Source organism: Sphingomonas sp., assembly GCF_050725575.1.
GTDB lineage: Bacteria > Pseudomonadota > Alphaproteobacteria > Sphingomonadales > Sphingomonadaceae > Sphingomonas.
In genome coordinates this window covers 20500-42686 of the sequence record NZ_JBOHHW010000008.1, presented here as the reverse complement: position 1 = coordinate 42686, position 22187 = coordinate 20500, and the positions used below count along the sequence as shown (strand labels likewise).

The window sequence follows — 22187 nt, the reverse complement described above, 5'->3', positions numbered from 1 at the left end:
CCCGGTACGGGATGATATGCCCGACCTTGCGCCATGCTTGAATCGCTGAGGGCAACCGCGCGAAGCCCACCGACGGCGGGAGATATGGGACACCGGTAATGTCCGATATCTCCCGTCACCATTTCCGCAATATTCTGAAATAAATCATTATATATCAAATATTTATATGAAACTTCTTAGACGGAGCCCCCACTGTCATCCTCGCGAAAGCGGGGATCCCGCTTCTTTTTTGAGCGCGGGCAAGGCAGCGGGATTCCCGCTTTCGCGGGAATGACGATGGTGGTTTATCTCAGGCGCTGTCAGCGCGGCGCCATGTTCAGCTCGAGCTGGTTGAACGACACCGCGCCCTTGCCGGCGGCGTCGCCAATGATCTTGCGGGCGATCACCGTCGTGACCGGCGCGAGGATGCTGAAATGGGTGCGTCCCGGCACCTTGAAGAAATGCAGTTGCGGATTGCTGGATTCGGCGCTCAGCGCGTCGAGCGAGTCGCCATTGCCCTGATCCGCGCCCTCGAACACGAATGTCGGGCTTGTCACTGACCCGAGCCAGCGGATCGGTGAGCGCAGCTTCACCTCAGTCGCGTCGTTCAGGTCGGCATAGAAGAACTGACCGCCATAATCGCTCGCCTCGGCGACCGGGCCAAAGGCGAATATCCCGCGGAAACGCTTGCTCATCTCCGCAGTCAGCAGGACCAGTGTACCGCCAGTGCTGTGCCCGCCGAGATAGATGCGCTGCGGATCGACATAATCCTGCGTCGCAAGATAATCGGCCGCCGCCAGGATATCGTCGACCTCGCCGTAAAACCCTTCGCGATAGCCCGGATTGTCATTGCCGCCGCGCAGCGAAGGATACATCGTCACGATCCCGGCATCGCGAAACGCCGCGGCGGTCTGGTCATTCTCCGGATCCGCCTTGTCCCACAGATTGCCGATCGAATTGCTGTCGCCGCCGGTAATCCAGATGATCGCCGGGTGGCGGCCACTGCCCGCCGGGCGCGGCGTGATATAGGCGGCGAGTTGCCCCGCGGGCGATTTGTACCGGATCAGGTCGAGCACGCCTTTCGGCGGCTGCGGTACCGGCGTGCCATCGCGGGTCTGTTGCGTGAGGTGCGTCTTGAACCCGGTACGAGCCGCCGCCAGGTTTTGAGCCGTTTGCGCAGTGTCCTGAGTGCCGCCACAGGCCGCCAGTGCGATCGGCATGCACAAGGCCGCCAATGCCAATATTCCCCGCTTGTGCATGTCGTCCCTTTCGCTATTCGCCGCCAACAACTCGTCAGATTGGCCAAGGTTCACCGCGTCGGCCATGCCCAGCGCGGCGGATCGTCCTGTTGCTGCGCATGGGTCTCGCCAAGTTGCTTCCGCAGGATGATCTGCCGTGTCAGGTCATGCTCGACCAGCGCATCGACCAATGCGGCCGCATGCGACACGACGATGATCTGGCAGTGCCGTGCGGCAAGCGCGATCAGCCGTGCGAGCGGCGCGAGCAGGTCGGGATGGAGGCTCGCCTCGGGTTCGTTGAGAATCATCAATTCGGGCGGTCGCGGCGATAGCAAGGCGGCCGTCAGCAACAGATAGCGCAGCGTACCGTCCGACAATTCGGCACCGCGCATCGGCCGCAACAAGCCATGCTGATGCATCTCGACCTCGAAATCCGCCCCGACGCTGATCCGCGCGCCGGCAAAGGCGTCGCCGACCGTTTCCTGCAACGCATCGCCGTCGCCGATCTCGATGATCGTCTGGATCGCGGCGCCGATATCGCTGCCGTCGCCGGCCAGCACCGGCGTGAAGGTGCCGATCTGCGGGCGGCGCGCAGGTGCGGCGCGATCGGTGCGCAAATCGTCATAGAAGCGCCAGCGGCGCATCCGCTCACGCAGCATCAGCAGTTCGAGGCCGTCGCCCGGGTCGGCGCATTGCGTGACCATGCTATCGAACGACGACAATCCCGTGCGGCTGTCATGCCATTGGCCGCTGCGTTCGCCGCGAATGCGTGCGGTCGGCCCACGGCGTTCGGCCACCAGCATGGCCGGCCGCAGCACGGCCCCATTCCACACCGCCTCGACCTTGATCTCGGGATCAGCGGCAAAGCGTGACAGCGATGGAACCGGCAGGCCGAGATCAATCGCATAGCCGAGATCGTCCCGGGCAAAACCGAGCTTCAGGCTGACCGGCCCGTCACGCACCACACCCTGGACTGGCTGTGTTCCCTGCTTCATCTCGCGGCTGAAGCGTTCCGGCCCGGCCCATAAGGTCGACGCCAATCCGCCTTCCGCCGCCAGCGACGCGATCACCCGCCCCTGTGCGACATCCGACAACAGGCGCAGCGCACGATACAGGCTCGATTTGCCGCTGCCATTGGCCCCGGTAACGACGGTCACGTCGCCCAATGCCAGCGTCACATCGCGCAGCGAGCGATAGCCGGAAACCGCCAGCGTGTGGATCACGGATACAGGTCTACCACCTCTGCGCCGTCACCCACCGCAGCGAGCAGCAAGGTGCGGTGACAATGGCAGGGATCGCGCTCGAAACACAGCAGGGCCGAGGGTTTCTCGGCGGCAAGCTCAAGCATTTGCGCCGCCTGGACCTGCGCTTCGGGCAAATCGAGCTGCGCCGCATAGACCGCCTTCAAGGTCGCGACATCGCCTTTCTTGGCGGCATCGCGGCCTGGCTTGGGCGTGCCCAGCGCCTTGAGATGGACATAGCCGATGCCCGCCTCGGCCAGCGATGCGGCGAGGATATTCTTCGAAAAGCCGGGGCGCCGCGACAACGGCAAGGCCCGCACATCGATCACCCGCTCGACCCCGGCACCGGCCAGTGCCGAAAGGAAATCGGCCATCGTCGTCGCTTCATAACCGATGGTGAAAATCTTCATGCCGGCCTCTTTCGATCGAGTGTCGCCACCACGCCCCAGGCGATCAGCGCCTGACCGCCGAAATAGGTCGGCCAGATGAGGAGATTGGGAATGGACGATGCCGACAAAGGACCGATCCGGGAGAAGATCAGCAGGTCGGATATCACGAACAGCAACGCGCCCAGTCCGACAGAGTTACGCGGGAAACGGCTCAGCCTGGCGCTCGCCGCCATCGCGCCCAGGCCAGTTGCATATAGCGCGACCCCGGGTGCCGCGCTGCGATCGGTCGGCAGCAACCATGCCGCGACCGGCGTGCCGATCAGCACCAGCGCCGCGACCGCCCAATCCGCCGCACCGGCCGCACGGCGGTTGGCGAGATACAGACCGACCGCGACGAGATGCCCGGCAAGGAACGCCAGTGCGCCGATCGTCAGCCCCGCCACCTCAAGCAGCACATCGCCCAGCGCGCCGAGCGCCAGAACCGCGGCAATCAGCCAGCCGGCACGATCGCGCGCCTGCGTCGCCGCCCATAAGGCAAGCAGGCCGACCCCCGCTCCTTTCCAGACGATCGCGGCGGTTCCGGGGGCCAGGACATGGTCGACGACATAATAGCTGGTCCCGGCGATCAGCGCGGCGATGAAAAGAAGGCGGTTCGACATGATTGCCTTGTATCGCATCGGACGCCGCTGTCAGCCCATCCTTTGGCGCCGCTCAGCTGTCGGCCAGATGGCAGACCGCCTCAACATTGATGCCGTCGGGATCATGGACGAACGCGGCATAATAATCGGGATGATATCTCTTCCGGAGACCGGGCGCGCCATTGTCACGCCCGCCGGCGGCCATGGCGGCAGCATAAAAGGCATCGACCTGGTCGCGGGACTTTGCGCAGAACGCGACATGAGTCCCCTCCCCGACGGCTTCATTGTCGGCGATGACGAAGAAGATGCCGTCATCGCCCATCATCACCGCCGTCCCGCCGCTCTCGGTCTGGCTGGGGTCGATCACTTCGATCGTGCGGATGCCCAGAGGCGCAAGCGCCGCTTCGTAAAAGGCGCGCGACCGGGCAATGTCGGTCACGGCAAGGCCGATATGGTCGATCATGTTGCTCTCCCTTGGCTGAGTTTCAGGCAGAGAATAACGCACAGAATCCCCATCGGTTTAGCCGCATGGCGAATCCCTGGGCGAATCCCTGGGCGAAACCCTGACGGATCACGCCATGCGGCATAGCGAGGGGTCAGCGGCCGAGCAGGCGCTCCAGGATCTGGACCGCATTCAGCGCAGCGCCCTTCAGCAACTGGTCACCCGATACGAACAGAGCGAGCGTATGGCCGGTCGGATCGCCCAGATCGGTACGGATCCGCCCGACCAGCACATCGTCGATCCCGCTCGCCTCGGACGGCATCGGGAAGTGATTGGCGGCGCGGTCGTCGACCACCCGCACACCCGGCGCGGCGGCAAGAAGGTCACGCGCTTCTTCCGGTGAGACGGGCCGCTCGAACTCGATACTGAGCGCAATCGAATGCGCGCGCAGCACCGGCACACGGACGCAGGTGATGCCGATCGGCAGGTCCGGCGTGTCGAGAATCCGCCGCGTCTCGGCTGCCGCCTTCAGTTCTTCGCCATTATAACCGCTCTCGCCATCGACATCGGCATTATGGCTGAACAGGTTGAAGGCATAAGGATGCGGCAGGACCTTCGCTTCGAATGGCCGATCCTCCAGATGTGCGGCGGTCGCCTGGCGCAGTTCCTCCATCGCCGCGGCACCGGCGCCCGATGCGGATTGATAGGTGGCGGCGAAAATGCGCCGGATCGGCGCGGCGCGGTGCAGCGGCGCCAGCGCCATGGTCATGATCGCCGCGACGCAATTGGGATTGGCGATGATGCCGCTATGCCCGGCCAGCGTCGCGCCATTCACTTCGGGCACGACCAGCGGAACATCGGCCTGCATGCGAAACGCCGAGCTGTTGTCGACCACCATCGCACCGGCGGCGACCGCAAGCGGTGCATAGCGGCGTGAAATGGTGGCGCCGGCCGAAAACAGCGCCACATCGACGCCGGCAAAACTGTCATCGCGCAGTTCCTCGACTGGCACCTGGTCCGCGCCATAAGGGAGCGTGCTGCCGGCCGACCGTGCCGATGCCAGCAGGCGCAGCGCACCCACCGGGAAGCCGCGCTTTTCCAGGCACTGCATCAGTTCCACACCGACCGCGCCGGTCGCACCGACAATGGCAATCACCGGGGCAATCACCGGGGCAATCACCGGCGCAGCGGCAGACTCGTCCTGGCGGCGGAGAGAATTGGGATTGGATAATGTGTTCGGCATAACGCTTCCTTCCATGGTGCGGAGGACGGCGCTGTCTGGATCGACTGGCCCCGTCCGTTTCCGGCGGGGCCTCTGTTGCTATGTCGTGGGGATCACCACGCGCACCAGAGAACGCCCGCTTTCGCGGTCGTTTTAATAATGCTCATGGTGCTGATCTTCATCGACATGCGCGCCGGCTATCAGGCGGCAATGAATATGGCAATAACGTCGTTGCCGGCTTCACGCGACCGGCCCTTGACCCGCCCGTTCATATCCTGTATTTCTGAAATAACAGAAATGAAAGACACATGCAGATCACCAAACCTTCCGACGTCAAGGCTTTCATCCTGCATTGGGGAGAGATGGGCACGCATTGGGGCGTCAACCGCTCGGTCGCGCAGATCCATGCCCTGCTCTATCTGTCCGACCGGCCGATGCACGCCGAGGAGATCGTCGAGACACTGGTCCTCGCACGGTCCAACGTGTCGACCGCGCTCAAGGAGCTGCAGGGTTACGGCATCGTCCGCCGTGTCCATGTCGAGGGAGACCGGCGCGATCATTTCACCGCCGAGACCGATTTGTGGGAAATGCTCATGCGCATCGCGGCCGAGCGCAAGCGGCGCGAGATCGACCCGACGATCGAGCTGATGGGGCAATTGTCGGCGCGGCTGAAGGCCGACGGCAAGGCGCCCGAGCATGTCCGTGACCGCATCACGCGGATGCATGAATTCCTCTCCACGCTCGGCACCTGGTACGATCAGGTCCGCGTCCTGCCCAAACCGACGCTCGTCACGCTGATGAAGCTCGGCGGCAAGGTCGCGCGCTTCATTCCCGGCAAGTCCAAGGACTGAGGAGACAATGATGCTCCCTCTTCCACCTTAGCTGCGCCCGATTACTTCTTAAATTACAGAAATTTCAGATACAAAAAGGAACGAACCATGGTCGAGACCGTCTATGCCCTGTACTTCGTCATCACGATCGCGATCACCATCTGGGTCGCACGCACGCTGTCGAGGAATGGCGTCGTGTTCCTGATCCAGTGCTTCGGCCAGAATGAGGTGCTGGCCAAATCCACCAACCATTTGCTGGTGGTCGGCTTCTACCTCGTCAATATCGGCTTCATCACCCTGACGCTCAGTCTCGGCAACGAACCCACCACGCTGACCGGTGCGATCCGCTTCCTCAGCGGCAAGGTCGGCCTGGCGGTCGTGGTGCTGGGCGCGATGCATTTCTTCAACATGGGCGCGATCGCGCAGTTCGGCCGCAAGGTGAATGGCTGGCTGAACGAACAGGGAGATTCCGCGCAGCTGGCGGCCTGAGCCATCCGAGCGGGGCGGTCGTACCGCCCCGCCTCTTCAGATCGGGAGAATGATGATGCCCATTCGCCATCGTCCAGCGACAAGCTATCGCGGCTTTAAACTGGCGACCTTCCTGGCCGGCCCGATCTACGTCGTCAGCATTGGCATCACCGCCTGGGCGACGGATATGAGTGCGGCCGTGCCGCTGCCGGACGACTGGAACTGGGTTATCGCGCTCCTGCCATTGACGATGTTCACTATGGTCGGCGGCGCGTTCTTCTCCATCCTCCCGAACCTTATCGGGCTCCAGGCGATGATGTGGCTGGGCAGCCACAATACGGGCATGCAATTACCGATCAGTTGGGCATTGGCCGGCGCATTGTCGATGGCGTTCGTCACCACGCTCGCAGAACCCGATGGTGCCGTATCCATCCCCGGAATCGCGCTGGCGATCACCGGCACGGTGTGTGCACTACTCTGCCGCCGCGGCGTCAGCTGGGAAGAATGTTCGTTGGCGCCTGATCGATAGCGACGAAGCTTCTTCGCGCTCTACCTGGAAGTCCTCGCCTCTCTCGCTGCTTTCGGGCAGCAGATGCACCGCTGAGGCGCGGGCATTCCATAGCCCGTCACTCCACCGCCTCCGCATTTGACTCCAATCGAAATATGATATCGTCAAAGTCGTCATTCGGATTGCCATCATTGCAACGATATCGGCGACCAAATTCGGTCTCTTCGATGATCATTGCCGCGCCATTATGCCAGGAATGCATGGTTCCATCGCCGGTGTCCCACACATTCTTGACCTGGCAAACGCCGTCATTCGCATGAACTTCGAGAATGACAATCCGGGGCGCAGTGTCCGCCCAAAGCACTATTGCTTTGGGAAAGGTTTCGCTGCCGATTTTGAAATGGCCTTTGGTGGCCAGATGAACCCCCCTGCCGCCACCTGGTATTTTTGCTGCTTTCGCGCACGACCCGAAGATTGCCCCCGGGTGGCAAGGGGAACGTGTCGCCAAGGTGGATCGTGTTTCCTTCATATTCGACCGGGCGCCCCCGCGAGGCAAAGAATAGGCGCGCGAACTCAACCACCGCTTCCATTAATCCTGTGCCCAAGGTCCGCGTTCTATGGCGGCCGATTTCCCTGACCTCACCTTATTTGTCGCGAATGATATTCCGGTCCGACCCCAGCGTCCATCGAGCAAGAGGCGCGGCCCCTTTGGACAAGAAACTTTGTGTTGGTCGACGCCCTCGCTATCTGACGCGCATGACTCATGACATTCAGATTATCGGCGGCGGTCTTGCCGGTTCCGAAGCCGCCTGGCAGCTCGCCCAGGCAGGCTACACTGTAAAGCTCTCCGAAATGCGCGGTTCGGGCGAGATGACCCCGGCGCACCACACCCACGGCCTCGCCGAACTGGTCTGCTCGAACAGCTTTCGCTCCGACGACGCGACCAGCAACGCGGTCGGCCTGCTTCATGCCGAAATGCGCGCGCTCGGCTCGATCATCATGCGCGAGGGCGACACGCACAAGGTGCCGGCCGGCTCCGCCCTGGCGGTCGACCGCGACGGCTTCTCGGCCGGCGTGACGGCGGCGCTGGAGGCACATCCCAATATCACCATCGTGCGCGAACGCGTCGATGCAATCCCCACCGACGGCCCCGTGATCATCTCGACCGGCCCGCTCACTGCCGCGGGCCTCGCCGAAAGCATCGGCACCGCGACCGGATCGGAAGCACTGGCCTTTTTCGATGCGATCGCGCCGATCGTCCATTTCGACAGCATCGATATGGACACCGCCTGGTTCCAGTCGCGCTGGAACAAGGGAGAGGGCAAGGATTACATCAACTGCGCGATGGACCGGGATCAATACGCCGCCTTTCATCAGGGGCTGATCGACGGGGAGAAGACGCCGTTCCGCGACTGGGAAATGGACACGCCCTATTTCGAGGGCTGCATGCCGATCGAGGTGATGGCCGAACGCGGATTCGACACGCTGCGCTTCGGGCCGATGAAGCCGGTCGGGCTCGACGATCCAAGGACCGGGCGCTGGCCGCATGCCGTGGTTCAGCTGCGCCAGGACAATGCCTCGGGCACCTTGTGGAACATCGTCGGTTTCCAGACCAAGCTGAAACATGCCGAGCAGGTCCGCCTGTTCCGCACCATTCCCGGGCTTGAGAATGCCGAGTTCGCGCGGCTTGGCGGGCTGCATCGCAATACCTTCATCCGCTCGCCGATCCTGCTCGACGAGACGCTCCGGCTGAAGGCGCGTCCGACCGTGCGCTTCGCCGGGCAGATCACCGGCTGCGAAGGCTATATCGAGAGCGCGGCGATCGGCTTGCTGGCCGGGCGCTTCGCGGCGGCGGAGCTTGCCGGCGCGACGCTCGCGCCGCCCCCGGTCGAAACCGCACTTGGCGCGCTGCTCGGTCACATCACCGGCGGCGCTGAGGCCGACTCTTATCAGCCGATGAACGTCAATTTCGGCCTGTTCCCGCCGATCGAGGGCCGCACCAAAAAGGCCGATCGCAAGAAGATGTATACGGACCGCGCCCGTGCGGCGCTGGAGGAATGGGTCAAGGCCACCGGCAGCCGCGCGGCCTGAGCCGATCCCGGATCGATTCAGCTGTCCTCGTCGCGCGGCGCGGCAGCGGGCGGGCAGTCGCCCTTTGGCCGAGCCTTCCGCTTTGGTGCGGTGGTCGCGAATTCGGCCGCGTTCATGCTGCCGGACTTGTCCTTGTCGGCCTCCGCGAACTTGGCGGTCGCCCGGGTCGCCCATTCGTCGAACGACAATTGCCCGTCATGGTTGGTGTCGAGCTTCGCATAGGCCTTGCGGCGCTGGGCGAGATATTCCTCGCGCGCGACGATGCCGTTGCGATCCTTGTCGTAACGGTTGAAGCGCTTCTCCTCGCGCGTCTTCGCGCCGGCCTCGGGGATGGTGTCGGGCATTGCCTCTTCATCATCGGCGCTCTGTTCGGCGCGCGGCGGTACCGCCGCCAAGGGAGAAACCGAACGCGCCGGGCCGTTGAACAGCACGATTCCCGCCCCGATCAGCAGCAATGCCGCCACGCCGCCAGCCACATAGCGCCACATCGCCCGTTCTCCCCATCCGCCAATCCAGCCGGCGTTATCGCTCAGCCGAGATGAACGGAAGCTAACGTCCCGACAGGCGATGAATCAAGATGCGCCACACCCGCCGCGGCGCGCCGCGTGCGATCGGCTCGCTGAGCGGCGCCGCAAGGTCGAGCCGCGCCAGATGGGCGAGCGCACCAAGCGGGCGCCCCGCCCTGCTCCACCGCGCCATCGTGGCGGCCGTCAATGGCCCCTGCGCGAGGCCGAGCGCGCGCCGCGCAACGTCACCGTCCTGAACATGCCGCGCGAGATCGGCCAGTGCCCATCCCCGTCCGGCCGGCGCGACCGGATCGGATGGCGGCGTGCCGAGCAGGCTTCCCGCCGCGCCGAACAGGATCACGCCGCGCGCGGCATAATGTTCCAGCGTGGCGTCATCGGGCAGGTCCGGATCGAGCAGCACTTCCCAGGCATCGATCATATTGGCAAGCCGGGCGCCGGAAATGCCGTGCGGGATGGCCTCGGCCGCAAGTGCCGCCAGCACCGGTTCGGCCGGCACGATGCCGCTATCCAGCCGGTTCAGCGCCTCGTGCCACCAGGTGAGCCGCATCTGGCCGATCATCGGCTCGCTGGTGGTGCGAAGGATAGCCGCCAGCGCATCGTCGAGTGCAAACAGCGCCGACACACCCGCGCGCTGCGCAGGCGGGGCGTAGGACAAGGCCAGGCTGCGTTCGGGGTCGGCCGTCACCCCGCGCACCCTTCACATCGTGAGCGTAACATTAACCACATCGCTTGAGCCGCGATTATCCCTTCTCCCCGCATAGCCCCCTGGTTGGGACCAACACGATTATTGCGGGGCGGCTGGATGTCGGGGATCAGGGCGATCGAGCGAGCGGTGGCGCGTGGCTTTATGGGGCGGCTTGCCCGCGATGTTCGCGGCAACACGCTGGCGATCATGGCGGCGGCATTGATCCCGCTCGCGGGAATGGTCGGAGGCGGTATCGACATCAGCCGCATGTACATCACCAAGACGCGCCTGCAACACGCCTGCGACGCGGGCGCGCTCGCTGGCCGCAAGGCGATGGGCGGCGGCAATTGGGGCACCGACGATAATGCCGTGGCGCAACAGTTCTTCAAGGCAAACTTCAAGCCCGGTTCTTACGGCGCCGGCACGGCCACGCCGGTATTTACCGAGAGCGCCGGAAAGGTCACGGGCACGGTATCCACCGCTTTGCCGATGACGGTGATGAAGATTTTCAAGAAATATTCCGAGACGCTGACCGTCACGTGCGACGCCGATATGCGCCTGCCCAATACCGATATCATGTTCGTTCTCGACACAACGGGCTCGATGAAGTGTGACAGCAACGGCAACAATTGCAACAATGGTTCCGGTTCGAAAATGGCCGGCCTGAAGGTTGCGGTCAAATGCTTCTACGAAATCGTCGCGCGGCTCAATACGGACGTCAATTGCGATGCCGGTGTACCGAGCGGGGGTACGGGAAACCAGACGCAAATCCGCTTCGGATTCGTTCCTTATTCGACCAACGTCAATGTCGGGAAACTATTGCCCAATAGCTATATGCCCGACAGCGTCGAATACCAGACCCGCGTCGCCAACTGGACTATTCCCAGCCCCGTCACCACCACCAATGGGCCCTATTGGCAGACCTATACAGACTCGATTTCTCAAGACAATTGCTTGAAATATATGAAGAATCAGTCGTTCAGCGGATTCACGCCGACGCCGTTGAACTCAGGGGGGCCCGCGCCGACCCCGACCGTCGTGACATCCTTTTCCGACGACGGCGTGGCAACGGCCGGCGGCACCGGCGAATGGGGCTGGACTGGCGCAGGCGACACCAGCGGCACGTCGCGCAGCTGCCGGCGCTCGCGGACCGATGTCACCACGACATATCCGACCTTCAAGGATTGGGATTACAAGCCTTCGCAGATCGATATTTCCGGACTGAAGGCTGGTGAAAGCAACTGGAACAATTCGATTACCACGCAGACGGGTAACAACGGGACCAATGCCACGATCACCTGGGATGGCTGCATCGAGGAACGCAAGACCGTTCAGGCAACCAGCTACAGCCCCATTCCGAGCGGCGCGAGGGATCTGGACATCGACTCGCCACCAATACCGGGGAACGCCGAGACGCAATGGAAGCCAGCGCTGCCTCGCCTCGTCTATCAGCGCACGACCGGCAACGGGACGAGGACTCGCAATGCCGTTACGCAATCGAACAGCAATTTTTCCACCATTGCGTCATATTATTTCTGTCCGAGCCCGGCAAAGAAGCTGCAGCCATGGCCCGATCCGGTAGCGTTCGATAATTATGTAAACGACCTGGTACCGGACGGTAACACCTATCATGACATCGGCATGATCTGGGGCGCACGGCTGATGTCGCCCACTGGAATCTTCCGCTCCGAGAATGAATTCACGCTGCCGACCCAGTACACTCAGGGTGGTGCGGATATCGAGCGTCACATGATCTTCATGACCGATGGCGACGCGGTATCGCAGGCTTGCGACTATACCGCCTACGGCACGGCATTCTGGGATAGGTTTACGACAGACGATGTCGGAACAAGCGCGGAATGCCCCGGTATTGACGGCGGGAGGCCCTCGCTCAACACGCAGGTCAACCTTCGTCTCGCGGCGCTGTGTGCGGCGGTCAAGAACAAGAACATCACGCTATGGGTGATCTCGTTCGGCAATGGCTCGAATACCGACACCGAAAGCCGGCTCGCAACCTGTGCATCGCCAGACCGCTTTTTCACGGCGCGCGATTCCGCGGCGCTTCAAAGAACCTTCGCGTCGATCGCCAACCAGATCTCGCAGTTGAGGCTGACACGATGAAACGGTCATCCCTGCCTCGCCCCAGCCTTGCCTGTGCCAGCCTTGCCTGTGACAGACGCGGCGCGACGATCATTGAATTCGCCATCATCGCGCCGGTGCTCGGGCTGCTTCTGCTCGGCGCATTCGACACCGCGCACTCACTCTACATGCGCGCAACCTTGCAGGGCATCGTGCAGAAGGTCTCGCGCGATTCCGCGCTTGAATCGGGCGCTACAGGCGCCCAGCAAAATGCCCTCGACAACAAGGTCCGCACGTCGGTGAAGGCGATCGCCAACAACGCGACGATCGAATTCACCCGACGCTTCTATCGCACCTTCTCTTCGGCCGCCGCGGCGCTGGCCGAGCCGTTCCCAGCGGCAAACGACACCAATCACAATGGCATTTGTGATAATAACGAGATTTTCCAGGATGATAATCGCAACGGCGTCCGTGATATGGACGGTGGCGATTCCGGTCAGGGCGGCGCGAAGGACAGGACTCTGTATACGGTCTCTGTCAGCTATCCGCGCTTCTTTCCATTGTACGGGATCATCGGCGGATCGAATATGACCCGAATTTCGGCCGAGACCGTACTCCAGAACCAGCCCTATAGCGACCAGGGAAGCTATGATGGCTCCCTGGAAGGGCATTGCAGGCCACCGCCAGAGCCGGAGCCCCCAGCCCCATGATCCGCATTCCCATGATCCGCATTCTTCGCCTGTTCACCCGGCTTCGCAACGATCGTAGTGGCCTTGCGCTGCTCGAATTCGCCTTCGGGTTGCCGATCTTCCTGGTCATGACGCTGACCGGCGCGGAAATGATCAATTATATCACCGTGAAGATGCGCGTGGGCCAGCTTGCCTTGCATCTGGCGGACAATGCCGCGCGGATGGGCAATGGCAGCCTGCAGTCGGCCAAGACGGTCAGCGAGAATGATATCAATGACCTGCTGACCGGCGCCGGACTCCAGGCAGGCGAACTGAATTTATTCGAGCGGGGCCGCGTCATTGTCTCCAGTCTTGAGGTCGATCCCGCCAATGCCGGTAAGTATCGCATCAGATGGCAGCGCTGCCGCGGCGCCAAGGTCGCGCACACGTCGGGGTATGGCGTGGCGGGCAACAACAATCTCGACGGCATGGGTCCAAACGGGCGCAAAGTGCAGGCGCAAGACAATAATGCCGTGATGTTCGTTGAGGTCTATTATGAATATTTTCCGCTCATCGGCCGCGGTTCCCTCGCGCCGACCGCCGACTTCACAGAAATAGCATCGATGTCGGTCCGTGACCGGCGTGACACGAGCGACGACAGTAACGCCACGCCCTCCCTTCACCCAAACGGTGTGTACAAGGTCGACGGCGTGACGGCCTCGACCTGCTAGAGTCTGCGCCCGGCACCCAGAAGGTGCCGGGCATGACTCCAGTGACGGGACATCAGCGCCGGTACGTCACTTTCTTCACTGCCTCGACGATCTTGGCCGAGCTGAGCAGCGCAAGCTTTTCGAGATTGGCCGCATAGGGCAGCGGCACATCCTCATTGGCGACGCGCAATACGGGCGCGTCGAGGTCGTCAAACCCTTCCTCCATGCAGATCGCGACGATTTCCGACGCGATCGAGCACGTCGCCCAGCCCTCTTCGGCGACCACCAGGCGGTTGGTCTTCTTCAGGCTCTTGAGCACGGCCTGCTTGTCGAGCGGGCGCAGCGTGCGCAGATCGATCACCTCCGCCTCGATGCCCTGCTTGGCCAGCTCATCGGCGGCTTCAAGCGACAGGCCGACGCCGATCGAATAGCTCACGATGGTCACATCCTTGCCCTCGCGCATGATCCGCGCCTTGCCGATCGGCAGGACATAGTCGTCGAGCGCCGGGATCTCGAAGGTGCGGCCGTAGAGCAGTTCGTTCTCGAGGAAGACAACCGGATCCTCGCTGCGAATCGCGGCCTTCATCAGGCCCTTCGCGTCGGCCGCGTCATAGGGCGCGATGACGATCAGGCCGGGAACGCTGGCGTACCACGGGCCGTAATTCTGGCTGTGCTGCGCGCCGACCCGGCTTGCCGCGCCATTGGGGCCGCGGAACACGATCGGACAGCGCATCTGACCGCCCGACATGTAATTGGTCTTGGCGGCCGAGTTCACGATGTGATCGATCGCCTGCATCGCGAAGTTGAAGGTCATGAATTCGACGATCGGGCGCAGACCGCCCATCGCCGCCCCCGTGCCGACGCCGGCAAAGCCATATTCGGTGATCGGTGTGTCGATCACGCGCTTGTCGCCGAATTCGTCGAGCAGGCCCTGGCTGACCTTGTAGGCGCCCTGATATTGCGCGACTTCCTCGCCCATCAGGAACACGCGGTCGTCGCGGCGCATTTCCTCGGCCATCGCATCACGCAGCGCTTCGCGCAGCGTCAGCTTGACCATCTCGGTCCCGGCCGGGATCGCCGGATCAACCGGGCCGTCATATTTGGTCGCGTCATGGTGTGAACCGGTCGCCACCTGCGGCTGCGCCGCCGGCGTCTCGGGCACCTTTTCCACCGGCTGTTCAGCCTTCGGCGCCGCTTCGGCAGGCGCTGCCGCGGGCGCGGCAGGCGCAGGCGCCGCGGCCTCCTCGCCTTCGGCGTTCAGCGTTGCGATAACGGTGCCGACCTTCACATTGTCGGTGCCTTCGGCGACCAGGATCTTGCCGATCGTGCCTTCATCGACCGCTTCGAACTCCATCGTCGCCTTGTCGGTCTCGATCTCGGCCATGATGTCGCCGGACTTGACGGTATCGCCTTCCTTGACGAGCCATTTGGCGAGCGTGCCCTCCTCCATCGTCGGGGAAAGCGCGGGCATCTTGATTTCAATCGGCATCAGTAGGTTTCCACCAGCACGTCGGTATAAAGTTCGGCGGCCTCCGGTTCGGGCGCGCTCTCGGCGAAGTCGGCGGCTTCGTTGACGATCTTGCGAATCTCCTGCTCGATCGTCTTGAGCTCGTCTTCCTTGACGCCCTCAGCTTCCAGCAGCTTCTTGCAATGGTCGATCGGGTCGGACTTGTCGCGCACCGCCTGGACTTCGTCACGGCTGCGATATTTCGCCGGGTCGGACATGGAATGGCCGCGATAGCGATAGGTCTTCATCTCGAGGATGATCGGCCCCTTGCCGGCGCGGACCCAGGCCAGCGCCTCTTCGGCGGCGCCCCGCGCCGCCAGCACGTCCATGCCGTCGACCTGGATGCCGGGAATGCGGAAGCTTTCGCCGCGGCGATAGAGCTGGTCTTCCGCCGAGGAGCGGTTGACGCTGGTGCCCATCGCATACTGGTTGTTCTCGATCACATAGATGACCGGCAACTTCCACAGCTCGGCCATGTTGAAGCTCTCATAGACCTGGCCCTGATTCGACGCGCCATCGCCGAAATAGGCGAGGCACACGCCGCCATCGCCCTTGTACTTATGGCTGAAGCCAAGGCCGGTGCCGAGCGAGACCTGCGCGCCGACGATGCCGTGGCCGCCATAGAATTTATGCTCGACGCTGAACATATGCATCGAGCCGCCCTTGCCCTTGGAGATGCCGGCCTGACGCCCGGTCAGCTCTGCCATCACGTCCTTGGGCGGGATGCCGCAGAGCAGCATATGGCCGTGATCGCGATAGCCGGTGATCACGCTGTCCTTCTCCGACAGCGCCGATTGCAGGCCGACCGCGACCGCTTCCTGGCCGATATACAGATGGCAGAACCCGCCGATCAGGCCGAGTCCGTAAAGCTGCCCGGCCTTTTCTTCAAAACGGCGGATCAGCAGCATCTGCTTGTAGAATTCGAGCAGCTCGTCCTTCGACGCCTTGTAGAGCTTGGGCTCGTCGGGGCGTTCCCGGTTCGGCACCGGCGGTTCAGCTTTGCGAGCGGCGGACTTGGGAGCGGCGGGGGCTTTTGCCACGATGGGAAAACCTCGTTTCCGTAGGGGAGGAAGCGGTGCCTATAAGCCGCTTTCGGGCCGGACATCAATCGTCTGAGGAAACAGGCGAAGTTTGCGCCCCCAAAGCAATCGACGATTGCCCCGCCGCGATCACCATGCCTAAAGCTTTCGGCAATGGCCTTAGCCCCGCACCCATTCCGCATTGCCAATTTCCGCGCCTATTGGGCGGCGCGCTTCGCGATGACGATCGCACAGAACGCGATGATCATCGTGATCGGCTGGCAGACCTACACCATCGCGCGCCAGACCATGTCGCCCAGCGCCGCTGCGGCGCAGCTCGGGCTGATCGGCCTGTTGCAGTTCGTGCCGCTGTTCGTGACCACGCCGGTCAGCGGGTGGGTCGCCGACCGCTTCGACCGCCGCTGGATCACCCGCGTGACGGTGACGATGCAGCTCACTTGCGCACTGATTCTCGCATCGGTCACGCTCGACGGCGCGATGACCCTGCCGGTGCTGTTCGGAGTCGCGGTGCTACTTGGCCTTGCCCGCGCCTTTTCCGGCCCTGCCTTCAGTGCGCTTGCGCCAAACCTCGTGCCGCGCGAAGTGCTGCCGACGGCGATCGCGCTCAGCTCGATCTCATGGCAGGTCGGGACGATCATCGGCCCGGCAATCGGCGGCTTTGCCTATTCGATCACGCCGTCGGGCGCGTATTGGCTCGCCAGCGCCTTGTTCGCCATCGCCTTGGTCTGCGTGTTCCTGATCGGCAAGGTGCCGCGCTCGATCGCGGTCGGTAATGCCCATCCGCTGAAGCAGATCGCCGACGGCCTGACCTATGTATGGCAGAACAAGATGGTGTTCGGCACGATCACGCTTGACCTGTTCGCGGTGTTCCTCGCCGGCACCAGCGCGCTGCTGCCAATCTATGCGCATGATATCTTGAAGGTCGGCCCACAGGGACTGAGCGCACTTGCCGCCGCCCCCGCCGTCGGCGCCTCGGTCGTCGCATTGTTCTTCTCGTTCCGCCCGCTCAAGACCAATGTCGGCCCCAAGATGCTGGTCGCGGTGCTCGTCTATGGCACCGCGACGGTCGTTTTCGGCCTGTCACAGATCATGGCACTGAGCCTGATCGCGCTCGCGGTGGCCGGCGCGGCCGACATGTTCTCGGTCTATATCCGCCAATCGCTGATTCAGCTCTACACGCCGGATGACAAGCGCGGGCGGGTCGGCGCTGTCTCGCAATTGACCATTTCGGCCTCCAATGAACTGGGCGAGGCCGAATCGGGGTTCCTCGCCGCAGGGCTGGGGCCGGTCGGCGCAGTCCTGGTTGGCGGCGGCGGGGCGATTGTGGTGACGATCCTGTGGACCTATCTGTTCCCCAGCATCCGCAACGCAAAGACATTCGATCCACCCGAGACGGCGCGCGACGCCGCAGACATTGAGATGGAGGCAGCACGATGAAAGCCAACACGATCCTCGAGACGATCGGCAATACCCCGCATATCCGCGTGGCGAAGCTGTTCCCCGACCGCGAAGTGTGGATCAAGTCGGAGCGCTCCAATCCCGGCGGATCGATCAAGGACCGCATCGCGCTCGCCATGGTTGAGGCAGCCGAGGCCTCGGGCGACCTGAAGCCCGGCGGCACGATCATTGAGCCGACCAGCGGCAATACCGGCGTCGGCCTGGCGATGGTCGCTGCGGTCAAGGGCTATAAACTGGTGCTGGTCATGCCGGAAAGCATGTCGCTCGAGCGCCGCCGCCTGATGCTCGCTTATGGCGCGACCTTCGACCTGACGCCGCGCGAAAAGGGCATGAAGGGCGCGATCGAGCGCGCGCTAGAACTGGTCGACCAGACCCCCGGCGCGTGGATGCCCCAGCAATTCGAGAACCCCGCCAACATCGCGGTCCATACCCGCACCACAGCACTGGAGATCCTCAATGATTTCCGCGACACGCCGATCGATGTGATCATCACCGGCGTCGGCACCGGCGGCCATATCACTGGCGTCGCCGAGACGCTCAAAAAGGAATGGCCGGATCTCAAAGTCTATGCGGTCGAGCCCGAGGCCTCGCCGGTGATTTCCGGTGGCCAGCCCGGCCCGCACCCGATCCAGGGTATCGGCGCGGGCTTCGTGCCGGCCAATCTCCACACCCAGGCGATCGACGGCGCGATCAAGGTCGAGGCCGGCGCCGCCAAGGATTATGCCCGCCGCGCCGCGACCGAGGAGGGGATGCTCGTCGGGATCAGCTCGGGCGCGACGCTTGCGGCGATTCGCCAGAAGCTTGCCGATCTGCCGGCGAATGTCCGGGTGCTCGGCTTCAACTATGACACCGGCGAGCGCTATTTGTCGGTCCCGGACTTCCTGCCGGAAAGCTGAGCGCGATAGCGGCCGGCGGGGCGGGAGCGGATTCCTGCCCTTGCCGGCGGCCCGGGTGGTCGCATGGCCGATTTCTCATTCGCGGCATTCTGCGCTAAAGGCCGCTGCCCGATCCGCCAGGAGCCGACCGTGATCCCCTTCCAGCTCCCGACTGAAGGCCGCTGAGCCGTTTTCCGTGATTGAATCTTCCGCCATCACCGCTGTGAGCAGACCTGCGCGTCCGGGTGTCGTGCTGCGGCTGCTGCTTGCCATGCTCGCCGTCGCCGCCATTGCGGTGCCCGCGCTGATCGTCACCTTTGCGCCGCCGATCCGGCCGTATCGCCACATCGTCGTGCCGCCGCAGCGCATCGTGCCCCAGGCCGAGCTACCGCCGGTCGAGCCGCTCAAATACCAGGACCTCCCGCCCGAGGATGCGCGCAGCTTCAACGGGACGATTCCCTATTCGACCGCGCCCAACCCCGCGGCACGCCCCTTTGCGCTGGCCGGGACCGACGAAGACAAGGCGCGCGCGATCGACTGCATGGCCGCCGCCGTACTGTACGAGGCGGGCGACGACACGCTCGGCCAGCGCTCCGTGGCGCAGGTCATCATCAACCGCACCCGCCATCCCGCCTTTCCCAAGACGATCTGCGGCGTGGTGTTCCAGGGATCCGAACGGTCGACCGGGTGCCAGTTCACTTTCACCTGCGACGGCGCCCTGGTCCGGCACCGCTGGTCGGACGTGGCATGGAAGCGGGCGCGCGAAACCGCGACCCTGGCGCTGACTGGCTCGGTGTTCAAACCGGTCGGCTATTCGACGCATTATCACACCGACTGGGTGGTGCCTTATTGGAGCTCCAGCCTCGACAAGGTCACCAAGGTTCGCACGCATCTGTTCTTCCGCTGGACCGGCTGGTGGGGCACCCCGCCCGCCTTCGGCCGGCGCGTCCTGTCGAGCGAGCCGGTGATCGCCAAGCTTGCCGCATTGTCCGACTCGCACCGCATGGGCGCGGCGCTGGAAGAAGCGGCTGCGGCGACGATCGAGGGCGCAACCCTGGCCGGCACCCTGCCCCCGCCAATCGTGACCGACACCAACAGCTTTCTCATCACACTCGATAAGAAGATGCCGCCGGAAAACTTTGCCACGCTTGCGTCCGCTACCTGTGGCGAGCGGCCCTATTGCAAGGTCATGGCTTGGAACAGCAAGGCCAAGACCCCGACCGCGCTGCCGCTACAATCGAGCCAGGTCGCGGCGATGTCGTTCAGCTATCTGCGCGACCGCGCCAAGGGCTATGACAAGGCCTTGTGGAATTGCGCCGAGTATCGCCGCCCCGACCTGAATCAGTGCATGAAGCTGCAGGTGTTCGTCCCCGTGGTTCGCCCGACCATGACCTTCCGGCTCGAAAACCTGCCCGGGTCGCGAGTCCTGCCGCCGCCGCTATCGACCACCTTGAAACCCGCGACGGATGGCCTGACTGGCGTGCGTCGCCGCGCCGAGTTTTCAGCCGCGCCGGTGAAGCCGGCGCCGCAGCCGACCACCGGGCCAGTGACCAAGCCCTGATCCTGTGCACGTTGATCGAGCCATCTTATGACGTAAAGCAGCATGCCGGGACGACCGCTCTCGCACGCCAGCACCTGAGGGGCGCTGCACCCGGGGAGAGCGTGGCGCGAGATCATTCAGAGCAGGATAACATTTGATTGAACCACCACCGTCATCCCCGCGAAAGCGGGGATGACGGTGGGCTGGTCAAAGGTCATACTGCTCCAGTCGCCGTCCGCCGTTCAGGCGGCGACGAACATTTCCGGCGGCAGGGTCATCAGCGCTTCCGCACCGCCCTCGATCTTGCGGCGCAGCGCACCGGCATCGGGCATGATGCGCTCGGCGAAATAGCGCGCGGTCACCAGCTTGGCGTCGAGGAAGGCGGCATCGCCCTCGCCCGCAGCCTTCAGCGCCGCCGCGGCCTTCGCCATGCGCAGCCACATCAGGCCGGTCGCGACAATGCCCATGATGTGCATATAGCTGTGCGCGCCGGCGCCGACATTGTCGGGATTCTGCATACCGTTCTGCATGAACCACATGGTCGCGGCCTGCAGCTCGCCGGCGGCCTTTTCGAGCGCGGTCGCGAACGCGGCGGTCGCCGGATCGGCCTTGCCCGCCGCGACATCGTCAGCCACCACCTTGAAGAAGGCCTGCACCGCACGACCGCCATTCTGGGCGAGCTTGCGGCCGACCAGGTCCATCGCCTGCACGCCGTTGGTGCCTTCATAGATCATCGCGATCCGCGCATCGCGGACATATTGCTCCATGCCCCATTCGGCGATGTAGCCATGGCCGCCATAGACCTGCTGCGCATTGGTCGCGATGTCATAGCCCTTGTCGGTGCCATAGCCCTTGATCACCGGGGTGAGCAGGCCGATCAGGTCGGCGGCAAGCTGCTTCTCCTCATCGGTCGCGGCGGCATGTTCGAGATCGACCTGCAGCGCGCCCCACAGGCAGAGTGCGCGCAACCCTTCGGTCAGCGCCTTGGCATCCATCAGCATGCGGCGGATGTCGGGGTGAACGAACAGCGTATCGGCCTTCTCGTTCGGCTCCTTCGGCCCGGTGAGCGCACGGCCCTGACGGCGGTCATGGGCGTACTGCACCGCATTCTGATAGGCGGTTTCACCGACCGCCAGGCCCTGCAGCCCAACGCCGAGGCGCGCGGCGTTCATCATGATGAACATCGCGGCGAGGCCCTTCATCTCGTCGCCGACCAGCCAGCCGATCGCCCCGTCATAGTTCATCACGCAGGTCGAATTGGCGTGGATGCCCATCTTGTGCTCGATCGAGCCGCACGACACCGCGTTGCGCGCGCCCAGCGACCCATCGTCGCCAACCATGAACTTCGGCACCACGAACAGCGAAATGCCCTTCGAGCTGTCCGGCGCGCCCGGCGTCTTGGCCAGCACGAGGTGAATGATGTTCTCGGTCAGGTCATGCTCGCCCGACGAGATGAAGATCTTGGTCCCGGTGATCGCATAGCTGCCATCCGCCTGCGGCTCGGCGCGAGTGCGGATCAGGCCGAGATCGGTACCGCATTGCGGCTCGGTCAGGTTCATGGTGCCGCCCCATTTGCCAGACACCATGTTGGGAACATACTTCTGCTGCTGCTCGGGCGTGCCCTTGACCAGCAACGCGGCGATCGCCCCGTGAGTGAGGCCAGGATACATGGCGAAAGCCATGTTCGAGGAGATCATGAATTCCTGGAACGCAGTCGACACGACATGCGGCATGGCCTGGCCGCCGAATTCCTCCGGCGCGGACAAGGTGCCCCAGCCGGATTCGACGAATGCCTGATAGGCTTCCTTGAACCCGGCGGGCGTGGTCACGCTGCCGTCGTCATGGCGTTTGCACCCTTCCTGATCGCCCGAATGGTTGAGCGGGAACAGCACTTCGGCAACGAACTTGCCGCCCTCGTCGAGCACCGCATCGACCACATCGGGGGTCGCATTCTGGAAGCCGGGCAAATTGGCGTAGCGGTCGAGCCCGACGACATGTTCGAGAATGAAGCGCACGTCGCGAACGGGGGGCGTATATTGCGGCATTATAAGT

Annotated in this window: 22 protein-coding genes; 10 read left to right on the top strand and 12 right to left on the bottom strand. The window is 63.5% G+C overall.

Translation table 11 applies throughout. The features are described from left to right. Positions 1–299: 299 nt before the first annotated feature. From ACRECS_RS07790 to ACRECS_RS07765, 6 genes are all read right to left on the bottom strand, one after another. Positions 300–1238, bottom strand: a complete 939-nt coding sequence (locus ACRECS_RS07790) for an alpha/beta hydrolase family protein (RefSeq protein ID WP_431582397.1) — start codon at positions 1236–1238, stop codon at positions 300–302. Positions 1239–1288: 50 nt separating this feature from the next. Next, positions 1289–2440, bottom strand: coding sequence for an AAA family ATPase (locus ACRECS_RS07785; RefSeq protein ID WP_431582396.1), 1152 nt, complete (start codon positions 2438–2440; stop codon positions 1289–1291). After that, positions 2437–2868 (bottom strand): DUF488 family protein, encoded by a 432-nt coding sequence (locus ACRECS_RS07780; RefSeq protein WP_431582395.1) that lies wholly within the window; start codon positions 2866–2868, stop codon positions 2437–2439. Before ACRECS_RS07780 ends, ACRECS_RS07785 begins: the two co-directional genes overlap by 4 nt. Further along, positions 2865–3506, bottom strand: a complete 642-nt coding sequence (locus ACRECS_RS07775; RefSeq protein ID WP_431582394.1) for a lysoplasmalogenase family protein — start codon at positions 3504–3506, stop codon at positions 2865–2867. The genes ACRECS_RS07780 and ACRECS_RS07775 overlap by 4 nt, the downstream gene beginning before the upstream one ends. Positions 3507–3558: 52 nt before the next feature. Further along, the gene (locus ACRECS_RS07770; RefSeq protein ID WP_431582393.1) at positions 3559–3948 is read right to left on the bottom strand and encodes a VOC family protein; all 390 of its coding nucleotides are present in this window, start codon (positions 3946–3948) and stop codon (positions 3559–3561) included. A 133-nt stretch (positions 3949–4081) separates the two neighbouring features. Continuing rightward, the gene (locus ACRECS_RS07765; RefSeq protein WP_431582392.1) at positions 4082–5170 is read right to left on the bottom strand and encodes an aspartate-semialdehyde dehydrogenase; all 1089 of its coding nucleotides are present in this window, start codon (positions 5168–5170) and stop codon (positions 4082–4084) included. Between the two features lie 287 nt (positions 5171–5457). Between ACRECS_RS07765 and ACRECS_RS07760 the strand changes: the two genes are divergently transcribed. The 3 genes from ACRECS_RS07760 (at position 5458) to ACRECS_RS07750 (ending at position 6976) form a co-directional block, all read left to right on the top strand. Further along, positions 5458–6000: a GbsR/MarR family transcriptional regulator gene (locus ACRECS_RS07760; RefSeq protein ID WP_431582391.1), complete on the top strand. Its 543-nt coding sequence runs from the start codon at positions 5458–5460 to the stop codon at positions 5998–6000. 87 nt (positions 6001–6087) lie between these two features. Then, positions 6088–6468, top strand: a complete 381-nt coding sequence (locus ACRECS_RS07755; RefSeq protein WP_431582390.1) for a hypothetical protein — start codon at positions 6088–6090, stop codon at positions 6466–6468. A 55-nt stretch (positions 6469–6523) separates the two neighbouring features. Beyond that, positions 6524–6976 carry a hypothetical protein gene (locus ACRECS_RS07750; protein ID WP_431582389.1) on the top strand — a complete coding sequence of 151 codons (453 nt, stop codon included), beginning with the start codon at positions 6524–6526 and terminating at the stop codon, positions 6974–6976. Between the two features lie 97 nt (positions 6977–7073). Here ACRECS_RS07750 and ACRECS_RS07745 read toward each other — a convergent pair whose 3' ends face one another. Beyond that, a complete protein-coding gene (locus ACRECS_RS07745) occupies positions 7074–7463 on the bottom strand; it encodes a hypothetical protein (RefSeq protein ID WP_431582388.1) in 390 nt (129 codons plus the stop codon). 248 nt (positions 7464–7711) lie between these two features. Between ACRECS_RS07745 and trmFO the strand changes: the two genes are divergently transcribed. Further along, positions 7712–9046 carry a methylenetetrahydrofolate--tRNA-(uracil(54)-C(5))-methyltransferase (FADH(2)-oxidizing) TrmFO gene (gene trmFO, locus ACRECS_RS07740; protein ID WP_431582387.1) on the top strand — a complete coding sequence of 445 codons (1335 nt, stop codon included), beginning with the start codon at positions 7712–7714 and terminating at the stop codon, positions 9044–9046. Positions 9047–9063: 17 nt separating this feature from the next. On the opposite strand, the gene ACRECS_RS07735 is transcribed toward trmFO, so the two are convergent. Together ACRECS_RS07735 and ACRECS_RS07730 are read right to left on the bottom strand one after the other, a co-directional pair. Beyond that, positions 9064–9534: a histidine kinase gene (locus ACRECS_RS07735; protein WP_431582386.1), complete on the bottom strand. Its 471-nt coding sequence runs from the start codon at positions 9532–9534 to the stop codon at positions 9064–9066. 61 nt (positions 9535–9595) lie between these two features. Further along, entirely contained in the window at positions 9596–10258 is a 663-nt protein-coding gene (locus ACRECS_RS07730; RefSeq protein WP_431582385.1) for a squalene/phytoene synthase family protein, read from the bottom strand. A gap of 117 nt (positions 10259–10375) precedes the next feature. Here ACRECS_RS07730 and ACRECS_RS07725 point away from each other — a divergent pair, with 117 nt between their 5' ends. Genes ACRECS_RS07725 through ACRECS_RS07715 form a run of 3 tightly spaced genes read left to right on the top strand, consistent with a single transcriptional unit; the run spans position 10376 to position 13736 of the window. Then, positions 10376–12379: a TadE/TadG family type IV pilus assembly protein gene (locus ACRECS_RS07725; protein WP_431582384.1), complete on the top strand. Its 2004-nt coding sequence runs from the start codon at positions 10376–10378 to the stop codon at positions 12377–12379. After that, a complete protein-coding gene (locus ACRECS_RS07720) occupies positions 12376–13047 on the top strand; it encodes a TadE/TadG family type IV pilus assembly protein (protein ID WP_431582383.1) in 672 nt (223 codons plus the stop codon). Before ACRECS_RS07725 ends, ACRECS_RS07720 begins: the two co-directional genes overlap by 4 nt. After that, positions 13044–13736 carry a TadE/TadG family type IV pilus assembly protein gene (locus tag ACRECS_RS07715; RefSeq protein WP_431582382.1) on the top strand — a complete coding sequence of 231 codons (693 nt, stop codon included), beginning with the start codon at positions 13044–13046 and terminating at the stop codon, positions 13734–13736. The genes ACRECS_RS07720 and ACRECS_RS07715 overlap by 4 nt, the downstream gene beginning before the upstream one ends. A gap of 52 nt (positions 13737–13788) precedes the next feature. Here the strand turns inward: ACRECS_RS07715 and ACRECS_RS07710 are convergent, their stop codons facing one another. After that, positions 13789–15204 (bottom strand): pyruvate dehydrogenase complex E1 component subunit beta, encoded by a 1416-nt coding sequence (locus ACRECS_RS07710; protein WP_431582381.1) that lies wholly within the window; start codon positions 15202–15204, stop codon positions 13789–13791. Continuing rightward, positions 15204–16262 (bottom strand): pyruvate dehydrogenase (acetyl-transferring) E1 component subunit alpha, encoded by a 1059-nt coding sequence (pdhA, locus tag ACRECS_RS07705; protein ID WP_431582380.1) that lies wholly within the window; start codon positions 16260–16262, stop codon positions 15204–15206. The genes ACRECS_RS07710 and pdhA overlap by 1 nt, the downstream gene beginning before the upstream one ends. 153 nt (positions 16263–16415) lie before the next feature. Between pdhA and ACRECS_RS07700 the strand changes: the two genes are divergently transcribed. The 3 genes from ACRECS_RS07700 (at position 16416) to ACRECS_RS07690 (ending at position 20156) form a co-directional block, all read left to right on the top strand. Beyond that, positions 16416–17699: an MFS transporter gene (locus ACRECS_RS07700; RefSeq protein WP_431582379.1), complete on the top strand. Its 1284-nt coding sequence runs from the start codon at positions 16416–16418 to the stop codon at positions 17697–17699. Further along, on the top strand, positions 17696–18616 hold the full coding sequence (gene cysK / locus ACRECS_RS07695) for a cysteine synthase A (RefSeq protein ID WP_431582378.1): 921 nt from the start codon (positions 17696–17698) through the stop codon (positions 18614–18616). The genes ACRECS_RS07700 and cysK overlap by 4 nt, the downstream gene beginning before the upstream one ends. 202 nt (positions 18617–18818) lie before the next feature. Continuing rightward, positions 18819–20156 carry a cell wall hydrolase gene (locus tag ACRECS_RS07690; RefSeq protein ID WP_431582377.1) on the top strand — a complete coding sequence of 446 codons (1338 nt, stop codon included), beginning with the start codon at positions 18819–18821 and terminating at the stop codon, positions 20154–20156. A 221-nt stretch (positions 20157–20377) separates the two neighbouring features. Here the strand turns inward: ACRECS_RS07690 and ACRECS_RS07685 are convergent, their stop codons facing one another. Further along, entirely contained in the window at positions 20378–22180 is a 1803-nt protein-coding gene (locus ACRECS_RS07685; RefSeq protein ID WP_431582376.1) for an acyl-CoA dehydrogenase C-terminal domain-containing protein, read from the bottom strand. Between the last annotated feature and the right edge of the window lie 7 nt (positions 22181–22187).